Origin of the sequence: Clostridium sp. MD294 (assembly GCF_000364165.2) — a bacterium.
Lineage (GTDB): Bacteria > Bacillota > Clostridia > Lachnospirales > Anaerotignaceae > Coprocola.
On sequence record NZ_CP097810.1, the window covers coordinates 1,148,322 to 1,162,963 of the forward strand.

The 14,642-nt window shown below is 30.8% G+C and carries 15 protein-coding genes; 11 read left to right on the forward strand and 4 right to left on the reverse strand.

Going from position 1 to position 14,642, the window contains the following annotated elements; genetic code table 11:
• The first annotated feature begins 19 nt into the window (after positions 1-19).
• From C820_RS05615 to C820_RS05640, 6 genes are all read left to right on the forward strand, one after another.
• Entirely contained in the window at positions 20-1,471 is a 1,452-nt protein-coding gene (locus C820_RS05615; protein WP_004037382.1) for an aminoacyl-histidine dipeptidase, read from the forward strand.
• 18 nt (positions 1,472-1,489) lie between these two features.
• On the forward strand, positions 1,490-2,650 hold the full coding sequence (locus C820_RS05620) for an AI-2E family transporter (RefSeq protein WP_004037380.1): 1,161 nt from the start codon (positions 1,490-1,492) through the stop codon (positions 2,648-2,650).
• Positions 2,651-2,667: 17 nt separating this feature from the next.
• Positions 2,668-3,198 (forward strand): hypothetical protein, encoded by a 531-nt coding sequence (locus C820_RS05625; RefSeq protein ID WP_004037378.1) that lies wholly within the window; start codon positions 2,668-2,670, stop codon positions 3,196-3,198.
• A gap of 84 nt (positions 3,199-3,282) precedes the next feature.
• Complete coding sequence (locus tag C820_RS05630) at positions 3,283-3,708, forward strand: SoxR reducing system RseC family protein (protein WP_004037376.1); 426 nt, start codon at positions 3,283-3,285, stop codon at positions 3,706-3,708.
• A gap of 66 nt (positions 3,709-3,774) precedes the next feature.
• Positions 3,775-4,137, forward strand: coding sequence for a C-GCAxxG-C-C family (seleno)protein (locus tag C820_RS05635; protein ID WP_004037373.1), 363 nt, complete (start codon positions 3,775-3,777; stop codon positions 4,135-4,137).
• A gap of 287 nt (positions 4,138-4,424) precedes the next feature.
• Complete coding sequence (locus C820_RS05640; protein ID WP_004037371.1) at positions 4,425-4,949, forward strand: flavodoxin domain-containing protein; 525 nt, start codon at positions 4,425-4,427, stop codon at positions 4,947-4,949.
• A gap of 78 nt (positions 4,950-5,027) precedes the next feature.
• Here C820_RS05640 and C820_RS05645 read toward each other — a convergent pair whose 3' ends face one another.
• Positions 5,028-6,665 (reverse strand): hypothetical protein, encoded by a 1,638-nt coding sequence (locus C820_RS05645; RefSeq protein WP_162213082.1) that lies wholly within the window; start codon positions 6,663-6,665, stop codon positions 5,028-5,030.
• A 370-nt stretch (positions 6,666-7,035) separates the two neighbouring features.
• Between C820_RS05645 and mgtE the strand changes: the two genes are divergently transcribed.
• Positions 7,036-8,388: a magnesium transporter gene (mgtE, locus tag C820_RS05650; protein ID WP_004037366.1), complete on the forward strand. Its 1,353-nt coding sequence runs from the start codon at positions 7,036-7,038 to the stop codon at positions 8,386-8,388.
• 53 nt (positions 8,389-8,441) lie between these two features.
• On the opposite strand, the gene C820_RS05655 is transcribed toward mgtE, so the two are convergent.
• Positions 8,442-8,792, reverse strand: coding sequence for a hypothetical protein (locus tag C820_RS05655; protein WP_004037364.1), 351 nt, complete (start codon positions 8,790-8,792; stop codon positions 8,442-8,444).
• Positions 8,793-9,168: 376 nt separating this feature from the next.
• Between C820_RS05655 and C820_RS05660 the strand changes: the two genes are divergently transcribed.
• Positions 9,169-9,510: an SLOG family protein gene (locus C820_RS05660; RefSeq protein WP_004037362.1), complete on the forward strand. Its 342-nt coding sequence runs from the start codon at positions 9,169-9,171 to the stop codon at positions 9,508-9,510.
• A 77-nt stretch (positions 9,511-9,587) separates the two neighbouring features.
• Here the strand turns inward: C820_RS05660 and C820_RS05665 are convergent, their stop codons facing one another.
• Positions 9,588-10,130 (reverse strand): biotin transporter BioY, encoded by a 543-nt coding sequence (locus C820_RS05665; RefSeq protein WP_004037360.1) that lies wholly within the window; start codon positions 10,128-10,130, stop codon positions 9,588-9,590.
• A gap of 170 nt (positions 10,131-10,300) precedes the next feature.
• Here C820_RS05665 and C820_RS05670 point away from each other — a divergent pair, with 170 nt between their 5' ends.
• From C820_RS05670 to C820_RS05680, 3 genes are read left to right on the forward strand one after another with little or no spacing between them, the layout of a single operon-like run.
• Positions 10,301-10,687: a GntR family transcriptional regulator gene (locus C820_RS05670; protein ID WP_004037358.1), complete on the forward strand. Its 387-nt coding sequence runs from the start codon at positions 10,301-10,303 to the stop codon at positions 10,685-10,687.
• Positions 10,677-11,528: an ABC transporter ATP-binding protein gene (locus C820_RS05675; protein WP_004037357.1), complete on the forward strand. Its 852-nt coding sequence runs from the start codon at positions 10,677-10,679 to the stop codon at positions 11,526-11,528. The genes C820_RS05670 and C820_RS05675 overlap by 11 nt, the downstream gene beginning before the upstream one ends.
• Before the next feature lie 11 nt (positions 11,529-11,539).
• A complete protein-coding gene (locus C820_RS05680; protein WP_004037354.1) occupies positions 11,540-12,193 on the forward strand; it encodes an ABC-2 transporter permease in 654 nt (217 codons plus the stop codon).
• 650 nt (positions 12,194-12,843) lie between these two features.
• On the opposite strand, the gene pepF is transcribed toward C820_RS05680, so the two are convergent.
• Positions 12,844-14,637 (reverse strand): oligoendopeptidase F, encoded by a 1,794-nt coding sequence (gene pepF, locus C820_RS05685; RefSeq protein ID WP_004037352.1) that lies wholly within the window; start codon positions 14,635-14,637, stop codon positions 12,844-12,846.
• Positions 14,638-14,642: the final 5 nt, after the last annotated feature.

Here is a 14,642-nt window from a genome sequence, read left to right on the forward strand (position 1 = left end):
AAGTAGGAAGGTGAAAATATTGTTAGAACAGTTAGAACCAAAATCAGTATTTCAATTTTTTGAGGAGATATGTAATATTCCTCATGGAAGTAAAAATGAAAAAAAAATCAGTGATTATATTGTACATTTTGCAGAAAAGAGGGGACTTTATTGTAAACAAGATAAGGCAAATAATGTGCTTGTGAAAAAGGCGGCAACAAAGGGATATGAAACACAACCAACAATAATATTACAATCTCATATTGATATGGTGTGTGAAAAAAATGGAAATGTTTCACATGATTTTGAAACAGATGGCTTAAAACTCAGTATAGAGCAGGGAAAGATAAAAGCAAAAGACACGACATTAGGAGCTGATAATGGCATTGGAGTAGCTTATATGTTGGCAGTGTTAGATGCACAATATATTGACCACCCTGCATTGGAGGCTGTTTTTACAACAGAAGAAGAAATTGGTATGGGCGGTGCAAAAGTATTTGATGTCAGTAAATTAGAGGGAAAGGTATTTATTAATTTGGACTCAGAAGAAGAAGGAGAGTTTGTGATAGGCTGCTGTGGAGGAAATAAAACAGATGTTTTGCTGCCTGTTATATGGGAGGATACTCTACAAAATAGCGTACCATATTTGTTAAAAATTACAGGATTAAAGGGAGGACACTCTGGTTCAGATATACATTTGCAAAGAGCAAATGCAAATAAACTAATTGGAAGAATACTTTTTGAAATTTTTAACGTATATGATATTAGTGTAGCTAGTGTTATGGGAGGAGAAAAAGATAACGCTATCACAAGAGAAGCAGAAGCAGTGCTTTTGCTAAAAGAGGAACAAGTGCAACAGATAAAAGAAAATATAAACTATTTCAATGAAATTTGTGTAAAAGAATATAAAGAAATAGAAGATAATATTGTATTTTCATTGTTGCCTATGAAGGAAAATGTTGGACAGTGCTTTTCAAAACAGACAACGGAAAAGATAATTGCAATATTGGTTTTGTTGCCTTATGGTGTAGAAACAATGGATTTGTACCATAATAATTTGGTAGAAAGCTCTAGTAATATTGGTACAGTAAAAACAGAAAAAGAATGTGTTGTATTTTGTAATGCAATAAGGAGTTCTGTAGAAAGTAGAAAAGAATTGATACTTCAAAAAATAAAAATGATTGCGAAATTAACAGAAGCAGAAATCAATGTAAAAGGAGAATATCCAGAATGGCCTATTAAAAGAAACTCTGATATAGAAAAAATATGTAAACAAATATATTATACAATGTATGGAAAACAAGCAGAAATCAAAGCAATTCATGCAGGATTAGAATGTGGTATATTTAGTAAAAGAATGGGAGAAGAAATTGATATGATTTCATTTGGCCCTAATATTAGTGGAGCACATTCTCCAGATGAAGAAGTAGATATTGCTTCTGTTAAAAGAGTATGGGAATTTTTGTTAGCTGTAATAGGCTATAAAATGTAAATAAGAAAGGGAAAATGTATGAAATTACCTTGGGATAAACAATATTTAAAAATATCATTTCATGTTATATTTACAGTATTGCTGATTTATTTGCTAGCATATGTTATAGGAAATATAGGAAATATAAAGCTATTTTTATTTTCTGTAACAGCAAAAACAATTTCAGTATTTGCACCAGTTATTATAGCACTGTTGTTTTCTTTTTTGATGAACCCTGCAGTAAACTTTTTTCAAAAAAAATGGGAAAAGTATATTCCAAATAAAAAAGAGCAAACATTTCCCACAAGAAAAAAAGGAACAGCAACAGTTTATGTGCTTTGGCTGTTGCTGTTTTATGCTATTGTGCAGTATATTGTAATAAAAATAGGTACAACAGATATTACAGCATTAGCAGATAAAATAAATGCGTATATACAAGATTTTAGTGATGTATTTGTATTGATAAGTGTGAAATTAGCAGAATATGGTATGTTTCAAAATGTAGAGGGTATATTAGCAGGCTGGACAACAAATATATCAGAATTGCTTCAGGCAAGTATTATGAGTGTAGCAAATTCTATTTCAAAAGCAGGAGGCTGGGCAATTAATATTGTGCTAGGTCTGACAATCGCATTTTATATATTGGTAGAAAAAAATAAAATATTGTATTATTGTAAAAACATAGTAGATGTGTTTTTTCATAAAAGAGCAGCAAATGCTATAAAAGAGTTTTGTCGTTTAGTAACAAGTACATTTTCCAATTATATTACAGGGCAAGTAACAGATGCTTTTATTATGGCAGTGTTGATAAGTGTTAGTTTTTTTATAGCAAAAATACCTTATGCTGTTATGATAGGCATTATATCAGGATTTTCTAATTTGATACCATATGTAGGGGCAGTAATTGCTTTTTTGCTTTCTGTAGCTATGGGACTTTTAAGTGGCGAACCTATTAGAGCATTGTATGCAGTGATAATAGTGCTGGTACTTCAACAAGTAGATAGTATATTGATAGTACCAAAGGTAGTAGGAAAAAGTGTAGAAATGCACCCAGCATTTGTAATTATTTCTTTGGCAATATTTGGGGGACTTTTTGGCATATTAGGTATGATAGTAGCAGTACCATTTGGAGCGTTAATAAAAATATTTATGATAAGACTTTATAAATGGAAAAAGAATAAAATTTCTGAAATAGAGTAATAAAAGCGGGGAGAAATATGATAAAAAGAACAAATAAATATTTTTTAATATGTGCTATACTGCTTTTTTTAATTTGTTTTGTAATATTACATTACATGAAATATATACAAAAAGATATGATTGCCATAGTAATATTAGAAGGAGCATTGTTTTTGCTTTTTTATAAAAAAAGGAAATGGTGGGCATTTTGGTGTTGTTTTGTGCTGCTTTTCTATTGGGGAGTACATACCACATTGCCTTTTATTAATAAACATATTTTTGGAACAGTGCTTGTATTGCTGGGAGGGTGTTTTTTATTGTATCAGTATGCCAAAACAGATTGGGAAAGTTATGTCACAGGGGGGTGTTTTGGTATTTCTTTTGGCATATTTGGTTTAACGGTATATTTGCCTTTTTTTAAAGAAAATATTTGTATATTGCTGTTATTGTGTTTAGCAATGGTGTGGTATACTTCTAGTAATATAAAAAAAAGAAAAAAAACAATATACAAAATATGGTTAGAAGCGTTGACAGTATTTGCTGTGATACTTGCCTTTTTATATAGATAAAATCCTTTTTTTTTACTAGGATTTATGTTAAAATAGTATACAATGTAAATTGCTTTTTTGATAGAAAGGTAGGAAGGCGAAAAAATGGAAGAAAAGGGTTTAGTAATCAATACAAAAGGGAATTTAGCTGTAATACAGATGACAAGAACAGAAGCTTGTGGACAGTGTCGAGCTTGTCTTGCTGGAATGAAAAAAGAAGAGATGATAATAGAAGCAGATAATGAATGTAATGCTAAAATAGGGGATTGGGTGATTATGGAATTGCGTAATAATAGCTTTATGAAGGCAGTGCTTATAATGTATGGTATTCCTTTGATAGCACTTGTAATAGGCATTGTGCTGGGATATTATGTGTTGTATCCATATATTGCTATAAATAGAGAAGTGCTGTCGTTTGGTGTGGGACTGATTTTTACAGCATTGGCATTTTTGTGGATACGTAGCAAAGAAAGCACATGGGATAAAAAGAAAATACGCCCTGTAGCAGCAAAAGTAACAACAGAAAAATAAAAAATGTAACCTCTAGTGGTATTTGTCCATATGATAAATAAAGGACAAATACAGGAGGGAATTTTTATGAAAGAAAAGGCATTGTATTATCACGAAAAAGGGTATAATTGTTCTTTTGTGATATTAAAAGCAGGAGCAGAAAAATATGGTGTAACATTGCCAGAAGAAGTAGAACAAGGTTGTTGTGCAGTAAGTAGTGGCTTTGGTGTGGGTAGTATTTGTTGTGCTTTGGTAGGAGCAGTGCTGTTGTTTGGGCTTTTGTTTTCAGAAGAAAAAGCAAAATTATTGCGTATGCAGTTGTTTGTGCTTTTTCATGATAAATATGAAACATTAAATTGTTGTGCTATTTCTGCACAAAGACAAGATTGTGTAGAAGTCATTGCAGATATTGCAGAAATAACTGAAAATTTGATTGAACAGGAAAAATGAGAAATCGAAATAATTTCTCTCAGCGTGTCGATAAAGTCGACACGCTAAGTCGAAAACAGGTTTTCGACTTGTTTAAATAGAAGTCTAAACAGCTTGTTTCATAGGCTTAAAAGCCTTGAAACTCGCTGTTTTCCTCAGGCGGGCAAAGCTCGCCTTGCGGATTAGAATGGGGAGTTGCACTCCCTATACCCCTTGCTTTTTACGGCAAAATGAGGTTTTTTGACATACTGTGAGAAATCGAAATGATTTCTCTATTTCTATTTAAAAAACAAAAGGAGAGTGTAGAGTTGAAAACATTGTTGGGATATGCTTCAAAATATGGTGCAACAAAACAGTATGCCCCTGTTTTAGCAGATATGTTAGAGGGAGAAATTGATATTGTAGATTTAAAAGAAATAAAACAAATAGACTTTTCACAATATCATAAAGTAATATTATTTAGTGCAATTTATGCAGGAGATGTGCCGAAATACGTAAAGAAGTTTGGTAAAAAATATCATATGGAATTACTTCAAAGACATTTTGGCATTTGTTTTTGCTGTATGACAGAAATTTATAATCAAATAAAAGGATATGCTCTAAATAGTTTTTCAAGAGATTTAGTAAATCATGCTGCTTGTATTGCATCAATAGGAGGATATTTTCAATATGATAAAATGACAGCTATGGAAAGAAAACTGTTAAAAATAGCAACAAAAAACCAAGCTTATAAAAAAGGAGAATTGATACAGCTAGATGGAAAAACAAATTTTTCTACTATAGAAGAATATAAAATACAAGCATTTGCGAATAAAATGAATAGTATATTGTAATGTGTTTTGTAAAGCATTTACTGCAATAGAAAAACACCAAGAACTTTATTTTCTTGGCGTTTTTTTATGTATTTTTTGTCATTCAAGTGATTGTTGTTGTTTTTGAGTAAAGGGGGAAGCATTTTGCTGTGAAACATCTTGTTCCATAAAAGAACTGTTTTGTTGTGAAACATCTTGTTCCATAAAAGAACTGTTTTGTTGTGAAATATCTTGTTCCATAAAGAAATTGTTTTGTTGTGAAGTATCTTGTTCTGTAAAAGAACTGTTTTGTTGTGAAACATCTTGTTCCATAAAAGAACTGTTTTGCTGTGAAATATCTTGTTCCATAAAAGAACTGTTTTGTTGTGAAGTATCTTGTTCCATAAAAGAACTGTTTTGCTGTGAAGTATCTTGTTCTGTAAAAGAACTGTTTTGTTGTGTAGTTTTTTGAGTATGTATTTCTATTTGTGATTGTAAAGCTTCTAAATCTATAATACGTTGTTTGAGTGCTTGATTTTCTAATTCTAATGAAGCAACTTGTAATGAAAGATTTTGTTTTTCTGTTTCTGTTTGATTGTGTTTTTCTCTCCAACGCATATTTAATTTTGCAATTTCTTCCCCTCTATGTACAAGTAATTTTGTTAGCTCCTCTATCTGATGACTTTTAGTATTTTGTTCTGAAGTAAAATCAGAAATATTTTCTAATGATGTACGAGAAGCTGCTATAATATCGTTTGTTAAAAGTGTTATGGCAGGAGCTGATGAATGAAATATAGCTAACTGAAAACCATTTTGAGCATCTCCAAATGCTTCAGAAGCATTAAGAGTACTATTTTCGTCTGCTAAAAATTCTCCTTTTATGCAGTGATAAGGAAATCTAGCAGTGTATTGCTCTATAGGACTAAAACTGTTTCCGTTGTTAATAGATTGACAACAGTAAGCCTGACCGTTTGAAATCCATATAGCATTTAATTTGTTGTTTTGCTGAAATATAAGGCACTGTTCACAGTAACTGCTTTCCCATAGTATGCGAGGGGCACTGATAGAAGCAGATTGTCTGTATTGATAAATTACTTGACTGCGAAAAAGACCTTTTATAATGTAAAGTAAATGTATTCTTTCTCTGTCTTGTATAATAGATAAATCCGAACAAGTGTAAGGCGTTTGTATCACAGGATACATACTGCCTATGGTAGAAGGAGAAAGGAGCATTTCTCTGGCAGTAATAATGTTTTTTGCAGTGCGATAGTAAAGTAAAATATGTTTTTGATGTCTTTTTCCTGTAAAAAAGGGTGTTTGTCCAAAGGGCAAAAAACGGTCAATTTGACAAGGCTTTTCCCATTTTCCATTACGAAATACAGTATAAATTAGTGCGTGTACATTTGTTGTTTCTGTAGGGATATGATAAAAAAGATGTAAAGCATTTTGCTCTGGTATCATAAAAAATTTTGTTTGACTTAAATCTCTTTTTTCTATAGAAATTTGTTTTCTGTCCCATTTTATAAAATCTTTTGTTCTAATAATGTAAAGTTCTCCTAAATGAGTGCTATAGAGTACAAAAATTTCCTGTTGATATTGATTAAGAGCAAAAGAAGGATTGACTTGGTCTGCTATAATTTGAGGGTGTGACCAACCAGACTGTGTACCAATTTTAAAAAATAGTGTATTTCTTTCAAAATACACAAGTAATGTGTCTTGATTTTTAGTTTTTAGATATTTAACATATGGTATCTGCATAAGTATCCTCCTGTGTTTTTAGCTAGTTTATGCAGTAAGAGTAAAAAAAAGAACAGACAATATAGTAAATCATTTTGTAGAGAAAATAAGGAAATAAAAAAAACTTGACGGAATTTTTTTGAAGGCATATACTAAATATAAAAAAGTAATAAAGGAGTGACTAAATATGGAAGATAGCGGCAGTAGTCCGAAGTGTAACTATGTTAGTACAATACAACAAAAATATAACAAAAGCACACAAAACAATACTGTCGGGTATTTGGTCACAGAAATATCATATTAAAAATTTCATTTCCAAAACCCTAATGCCTTTGGCGTTGTGACAAAGGTTTGTTTTTGTGCAAAAAACAGTAAAAGGTAGGGGATAATTATGGAAGAATTAAAAGAAAATCAGCAAAGACTGATAGAATTTATGGAAATGGGAGATTATGTTACATTAAAAGAGGAATTAAATGAAGAAAATCCTGCAAATATAGCAGAATTGTTTGAAGAACTTTCTGGAGAAAAGCAGCTATTTTTGTTTCGACTACTTACAAAAGATGCAGCAGCAGAAGCATTTTCTTATATGGACTCAGATATGCAGGAACATATTGTACAGTCTATTACAGATAATGAAGTACGTAATATAGTAGATGAAATGTTTTTAGATGATACTGTAGACTTTTTGTCAGAAGCACCTGCTAATTTGGTAAATAAGGTGTTGCGTAATACAGATACAGCAACAAGAAAACTCATCAATCAATTTTTAAACTATCCAGATAATTCTGCTGGAAGTATTATGACAATAGAATTTGTACAGTTGAGAGAGAGCATGACAGTAGATAGAGCAATGCGATATTTGAGAAAAACAGGATTAGATAAAGAAACGATATATACTTGCTATGTATTAGATGATAGAAAGGTGCTTTTAGGAGTAGTGCCTTTAAGAAGATTGATATTAGCAGAAGATGATGTTTTGATAAAAGATTTAATGGAAGATGATGTTGTTTCAGTGCATACATTAGATGACCAAGAAGATATCGCAAATATATTTAAAAAATATAATTGGATTTCATTGCCAGTAGTAGATAAAGAGAACCGTATGGTAGGTATTATTACAGTAGACGATATTGTGGATGTTATAGAACAAGAAACTACAGAAGACTTTGAAAAAATGGCAGCGTTGTTGCCTTCTGATGAAGAATATTTAAAAACGAGTGTGTTTGAGTTAGCAAAAAATAGAATTGTGTGGCTGTGTGTGCTTATGCTTTCGGGAACAATTTCAGCAGTAATTATAAATGGATATGAGGGACTTTTGAGTGCAGCAGTAGTGCTTTCTAGTTTTATACCCACATTGACAGGAACAGGAGGAAATGCAGGTTCACAGGCTTCTACCATTATTATAAGGGGTATGGCAGTAGGAGAAATAGAAACAAAAGATATACTTCGTGTCATATGGAAAGAATTGAGAGTTGGTGTAATTTGTGGTATATTGCTAGGCAGTATCAATATGCTGAGATTGACATTGTTTAGTAGAGGCACTACATTTTGGGTAGATTTGACAGTTTCTGTAAGTATGTGCTTAGTAGTTGTGGTAGCAAAATGTGTAGGCTGTTTGCTGCCTATATTTGCTAAAATAATGAAATTTGACCCCGCAATTATGGCAGGGCCTTTGATTTCTACATTGGTGGATAGTATTGCATTGATGGTGTTTTTTAATATTGCAAAAATGTTTGTACTATAATGTAAAAAAAAAAGAGAACTTTTTCATTTATAAAAGTTCTCTTTTTTGTTGTTTTATTTTTCAATCCAAGATAAAAAAAGAGATAACTTTTCTAAATCTTCATTAGGTAATTTTCTTATTTTTTCATATAGTTTTGTACGCAGTTCATTTTCACTACCTAAATTTATAAAAAATTCAAATGGTGTAATTTCAAAAAATATCATAATATTAAATAGTTCTCTTACAGAAGGCAATGCGATTTTATTTGTAATTGCTCTAATATAAGAACCATTTTTACCAAGCTGTAAACTTAAAGCGTGTTCTGTTATATTTTTTTCTATACTTAATTTTATAATGCGTTGTCGTAAGAACGTTTCATATTGTAATAGTAATTCTAAGTCATCATCTTTTAAAGTATTATTCATTTCTCTATCTCCTTTTAAATTATTTTATCCTTATTTAAAAAGGAGTATTAAATATTATTTACTTGATTTATTTGTTAATGTTTTAAAAATAAATGATATAATACTTAAATATAAGGATTAAATACTTAAAACTAATTTTGATATCATCAATACAAGAAAATAAGCCATATAAACAAGGAGGAAATTACTTATGGAAGTGTGTGCAATTACAGGACATAGGCCATAAAGGTTTTCATTTAAAAACAATGAACATGATATAATGTGCAAGAGATTAAAAAAGAAAATAAAAAAAGAATTAAAAGATTTATATAAAAGAGGAGTGCATACATTTTGGATTGGTGGGGCATAAGGCGTTGATATGTGAGCAGCAGAGCTATTGATACAACTAAAAAGCTATGGAGCGTATTGTGATGTTAAAATAATGCTTGCAATACCGTTTGAAGGACATAATGAAAGCTGGACAAATAGAAGTTCAGAAAGACTGAAAACAATTATAAAACATAGTGAAGAAGTTGTTATTGTAAGCGATAGTGGAGAGGCAAAACAGCAGGCATACAGAAAAAGAAATCAATATATGGTAGATAAGGCAGATTGTTTGCTTGCAGTGTTTGATAAAAGAAAAATAAGAGTTCGTAGTGGTACAAATATGACGCTTGTATTTGCATTAAAAAAGCAAATTCCTGTTATTGTAATAGATTGTTCTCAATATAATGAATAGAATGATAAAATATTTTAGAGCATTAAAAAAAGTATGAGCATACGAAATATAGTATTGTCATACTTTTTATTTTTTTATTATTCAAAAGAAAGCTGTGCTTTTGCCATATATTTTTTAATGAGAGGAGCAATAATAATCACAATAACAATTTTTAATATATCATTTGGTAAAAAGGGAATAACACCAGAAAGTGAAGCTTGTAAAAAAGTAGTGTGTGTAAGTATAGAGAGCCATAAAGTACCTAAACATTGTAAAAAAGCACTACCTATTATCATACCTAATAATTGTAATTTTATACTGTGGGGAAATTTGTCTGCAAAAAATCCCGTAAAAAAAGCAAGAAAAAAATAACCTATTAAATAGCCTCCTGTAGGGCCTAACAATTTTGAAACACCAGAAGAAAAACCAGAAAAAACAGGTATACCAGCTAAACCAATTAAAAAATAAATCAAACAACAAAGTAATGCTTTTTTATAGCCTAATAAATTAGAAAATAAATAAATAATAAATGTAGCTAGTGAAAGAGGAACAGGACTTACTGGTATGGGAATAGAAAGCGGTGCAGCAATACAAAGTAGTGCTGTAAATAAACCTATAAATGTAATTGATTTTGTTTTCATAAATAACCTCCTAATATAAAAAATAATATGATAACAGTATAAAGAAATGAGAGTCAATTGTCAACTATATATTTTATATTAGTTTACAATAGAATAATATATTGACAGATTGTATATGTAGTGATATAGTGTATATATACAATATATACACTTATAACAGGAGGGAAAATGTGGATATTATTATAAGTAATACATCATCTGTTCCTATATATGAGCAGATTATAGCACAGATTAAAAAAAATATTATCAATGGTAATTTGAAAGAGGGAGAAGCACTGCCTTCTATGAGAACACTCGCCAAAGAACTCAAAATTAGCGTTATTACAACAAAAAGAGCATATGAAGAATTAGAAAATGCTGGATTTATTGTAACAGTAATGGGAAAGGGAAGCTTTGTAGCAAAAAAGAATTTGGAATTGATAAAAGAGGAGCAGCTAAAACAAATAGAACAATATATCAAATGTGCAGTAGAGCAGGCACAAATGAATGATATAGCATTAGAGGAACTGATAGAGATAGTAAAAATACTGTATGGAGAGGATAATAATGAAAAATAGTATTGTATGGAATAATGCAGAAAAAAAATTTGATTTGTTTCATTTGCAGCCTGTTACAATGAATTTAGAACAGGGTAGTATTATGGGATTGATAGGGGAAAATGGTTCAGGAAAAACAACATTAATGAAATTGGTATTGAATTTGATTTCTCTGAGTGGAGGAAGTATTGAAGTGTTGGGAATGGATAGCGTTTCACAAGAATATGAAATTAAACAAAAAATTGCATTTGTGCCAGATGAAAATATATTTTATGAAATGTTCACACCAAAAGAAGTAAATAAAATTACATCAAAATTGTATGTAAATTGGAATGAAAAAGCGTTTTTTGAATATTTGCAAAAATTTGAAATTCCTTTTGCTAAAAATATAAAAAGTTTTTCTATGGGAATGAAAAAGAAATTGGCAATCGCTTGTGCATTGAGCCATAAAGCGGAATTGTTGCTTTTAGATGAGCCTATGAATGGGCTTGACCCTGTGGCAAGACAGCAAATGAGAGATATATTGCAGGAGTTTGTGGAAATAGAAAGTCATTCTGTGTTGCTTTCCTCTCATATTACAGAAGATTTAGAAAAAATAGCAGATTATATTACATTGATAGAAAAAGGAAATGTAATATTGAGTGAAAATAAAGATGAATTATTAGAAAATTATGGAGTTGCTAACTTTTCGAAAGAGGATTTGAAAGAAATAGATGTAAAAGATTATGTCAGCGTAAAACAGTATGCTTTTGGTTGTAAAGTGCTTGTAAAAAATAAAAAGATGTTTTTGAGAAAATATGATGGTGCAGTAATGGATAATGCAAGTTTGGAAGATATTATGGTGTTTTATCACGAGAGATAGGAGAGAAAATAATGATAGGATTATTGTATAAAGATGTAATTTATATGAAAAAGATGTGGAAAACAGTGTTATTGTTTGCGGTATTTTTTATAGTGTTTAGTTGTGTGCAGTCAAGTACCATTTCAGCTATGTCGTTTATATCCATTATGATAGGAGGAAACTTTTCAATGTTACCTTTTAGCTATGATAACTATAGTAAATGGAATGAATATCAATATGCTTTTCCTGTGAGTAAAAAAACAGTAGTGTGTAGTAGATATTTGTTTGGATTGCTGTTGTTTGGCAGTTGTTTGCTTTTGAATATTGTGGGATTTTTACTGATAAGAATAATACTGCTTTTTACTATAGTACCTTATATAACGTTTGATGTGCAGACTATTAGTGCTGAAATATTGCCAGCATTTTTTATACCTATTATGCAAGCGATTTCTTTTCCTATTATGTACCGCTTTGGAGCAGAAAAAGGCAGATTGTATGTCATTTGTGCGATTGCTGTAATTATAGCAATAGTGATGTCCATGCTGAAAATATGGAGAGGAGAAATTAGCTCTTATAGAACATATAGCAATGTTTTGATAATTTTGGTAGGTGTAGCAGCGGTGATGTATGTGTTTTCTATGTTGCTGTCTATTTTTATAGAACAGAAAAAAATGCAATCATTGTGATTTGATACTTTTTGATACTTTTTATGTATTATATATACTATATAAAATATATATTTTAAAAACAAAAACTATTTCTAATCCGTGTTACAAGGGTAATATTGATTAGACGTGGTTGTAATAAAAACTATTTCTAATCCGTGTTACAAGAGTAATATTGGTTAGACGTGGTTGTAACAAAAACTATTTCTAATCCGTGTTACAAGAGTAATATTGATTAGACGTGGTTGTAACAAAGGCTATTTCTAATCCGTGTTGCAAGAGTAATATTGGTTAGACGTGGTTGTAACAAAGGCTATTTCTAATCCGTGTTACAAGGGTAATATTGATTAGACGTGGTTGTAACAAAGGCTATTTCTAATCCGTGTTACAAGGATAATATTGATTAGACGTGGTAAATAATATTTGTAAACAAAAAATGTATACAGAAATGCAAAAAATGTATACAGAAAGTTACAAAGTAAAGTAAAGAAAAGAAAAGTAAAGTAAATAAATATGCTCTTTTTTGACAAAAGAGTGTTAGTGCTTTTTTGAAAAAAATAAAATCTAAAACACTCTAAAATAATATGGTGTGAAAAGAGAGTGTATTTGTTAGATTTTGTTTATATAAAAAGAGGGAACTGTAAAAGTCCCCTCGTGTAATAAAGAAAGTGTTATAACAAACTTTCCATTTGATTTAATAAACTTTCGAATACTTTCATAGCATTTTCAATAGGTTCAGCAGTTGTCATATCTACACCTGCCCCCTTGAGCAAATCAATAGAGTATTCACTGTTGCCTTTGGAAAGAAAATCAATATAGCGGTCAATAGCAGGCTGACCTTGTTTTATAATATTTTGAGATAAAGCGATAGCAGCACTGTAACCAGTAGCATATTGATAAACATAAAAGGCATTGTAAAAATGAGGTATTCTTGCCCATTCTATAGCAATTTGCTCATCAATAACAATGTCATTGCCAAAATATTTTTTGTTTAAATCATAATAAATTTGGCTCATATTTTCGCAAGTAAGAGGTTCTCCTTTTTCTGTCATGTTGTGAGTGATTTTTTCAAATTCAGCAAACATTGTCTGTCTGAAAAGTGTGCCTCTAAATTGCTCCATAAAATAGTTGATAAGATATTTTTTCATAGTAATATCTTGTGTGTTTTCCAGAAGGTAGTGCATAAGAAGTGCTTCATTGCAAGTAGAAGCGACTTCTGCCACAAATATTTTGTGTCCGCTGTATAAATAAGGCTGTTTTTGCCAAGTAAAATAACTGTGTAAAGCGTGCCCCATTTCGTGAGCAAGTGTAAACATACTGTTTATGTTGTCATTGTGGTTTAAAAGTACATAAGGGTGTACACCATATACGCCCCAAGAGTATGCACCGCTTCTTTTGCCTTCATTTTCATATACATCTATCCAACCACCATCAAAACCTTTTTGAAGTGCATTGATGTAGTTTTCGCCTAGTATAGAAAGTGCTTTTAATACAGTTTGTTTTGCTTCATGATAAGATATTTTTTTGTCTGCTTCTGCAACAAGAGGAGCATATAAATCATACATATGAATTTCATCAAGTGCTAACATTTTTTTGCGTAATGAAACATAGCGGTGCATAAGAGGCAAAAATTTGTGTACAGTTTGTATAAGATTGTCGTATACACAAATAGGTATGTTGTCGTCTTCTAGTGCAGCACAAATAGAAGAAGTATATTTTCTTGCTTTGGCAAAAAAGACATCACTTTTTACACTAGCACTGTAAGTAGCAGCAATGGTATTTTTTTGTTTCATGTAACTGTCATAGAGTGCAAAAAATGCTTCTTTACGAACAGCACGAGAACTATTTTCTAAAAAAGAAGTATAACGACCTTTTGTCAATTCTACTTCATTGCCTTTTTCATCGTGAATAGTAGCAAATTTCATGTCTGCATCATTTAACATAGTAAATATGTTTTGGGGAGCGTTGGCAATTTCTGCTGTTTGAGCAAGAAATTGTTCTTGTTCCGCAGATAATGTATGTTCTTTTTGACGAAGTATATTTTCAAAAAAGTGATTGTATACTTCAAATTCGGGTAATTGTTTTCTAAAGCTTGTAAGTGTTTGTTCTGGTATCGTAAGTATTTCAGGCACAATAAAGGCAGTAGCAGAAGAATATTGTATAATAAGATTTTCTGCTCTAGAAGAAAGTGTTTGATATGTGGCATTTGTGCTGTCTTCATGGAAGTGCATAAAGGCATAAACATATAACTGTTCTATCATAAGAGAAATAGTATTGCTTTGATTAAGACAGTCTAATAATGTTTGTGCAGATGTGCTAATTTTTCCAGAAAAATCGCTTAAATATGCAATAGATTTTTGAGAAGTATCAAAATCTTTTTCCCATTTTTCAATATCACTGTAAATATGTTCTAAACGCCACGCATAATTTGTGTTTATTTCCGTTCTTTTGGGTAATTTGTCCATAAAAA

What these genes read in the sequence shown, in the direction of transcription:
- C820_RS05655 (WP_004037364.1), bottom strand. Translation starts at nt 8,792, where the DNA reads ATGAATAATACTTTAAAAGATGATGACTTAGAATTACTATTACAATAT.
- C820_RS05665 (WP_004037360.1), bottom strand. Translation starts at nt 10,130, where the DNA reads ATGAAAACAAAATCAATTACATTTATAGGTTTATTTACAGCACTACTT.
- pepF (WP_004037352.1), bottom strand. Translation starts at nt 14,637, where the DNA reads ATGGACAAATTACCCAAAAGAACGGAAATAAACACAAATTATGCGTGG.
- C820_RS05645 (WP_162213082.1), bottom strand. Translation starts at nt 6,665, where the DNA reads ATGCAGATACCATATGTTAAATATCTAAAAACTAAAAATCAAGACACA.
- C820_RS05630 (WP_004037376.1), top strand. Translation starts at nt 3,283, where the DNA reads ATGGAAGAAAAGGGTTTAGTAATCAATACAAAAGGGAATTTAGCTGTA.
- C820_RS05625 (WP_004037378.1), top strand. Translation starts at nt 2,668, where the DNA reads ATGATAAAAAGAACAAATAAATATTTTTTAATATGTGCTATACTGCTT.
- C820_RS05635 (WP_004037373.1), top strand. Translation starts at nt 3,775, where the DNA reads ATGAAAGAAAAGGCATTGTATTATCACGAAAAAGGGTATAATTGTTCT.
- C820_RS05620 (WP_004037380.1), top strand. Translation starts at nt 1,490, where the DNA reads ATGAAATTACCTTGGGATAAACAATATTTAAAAATATCATTTCATGTT.
- mgtE (WP_004037366.1), top strand. Translation starts at nt 7,036, where the DNA reads ATGGAAGAATTAAAAGAAAATCAGCAAAGACTGATAGAATTTATGGAA.
- C820_RS05675 (WP_004037357.1), top strand. Translation starts at nt 10,677, where the DNA reads ATGAAAAATAGTATTGTATGGAATAATGCAGAAAAAAAATTTGATTTG.
- C820_RS05680 (WP_004037354.1), top strand. Translation starts at nt 11,540, where the DNA reads ATGATAGGATTATTGTATAAAGATGTAATTTATATGAAAAAGATGTGG.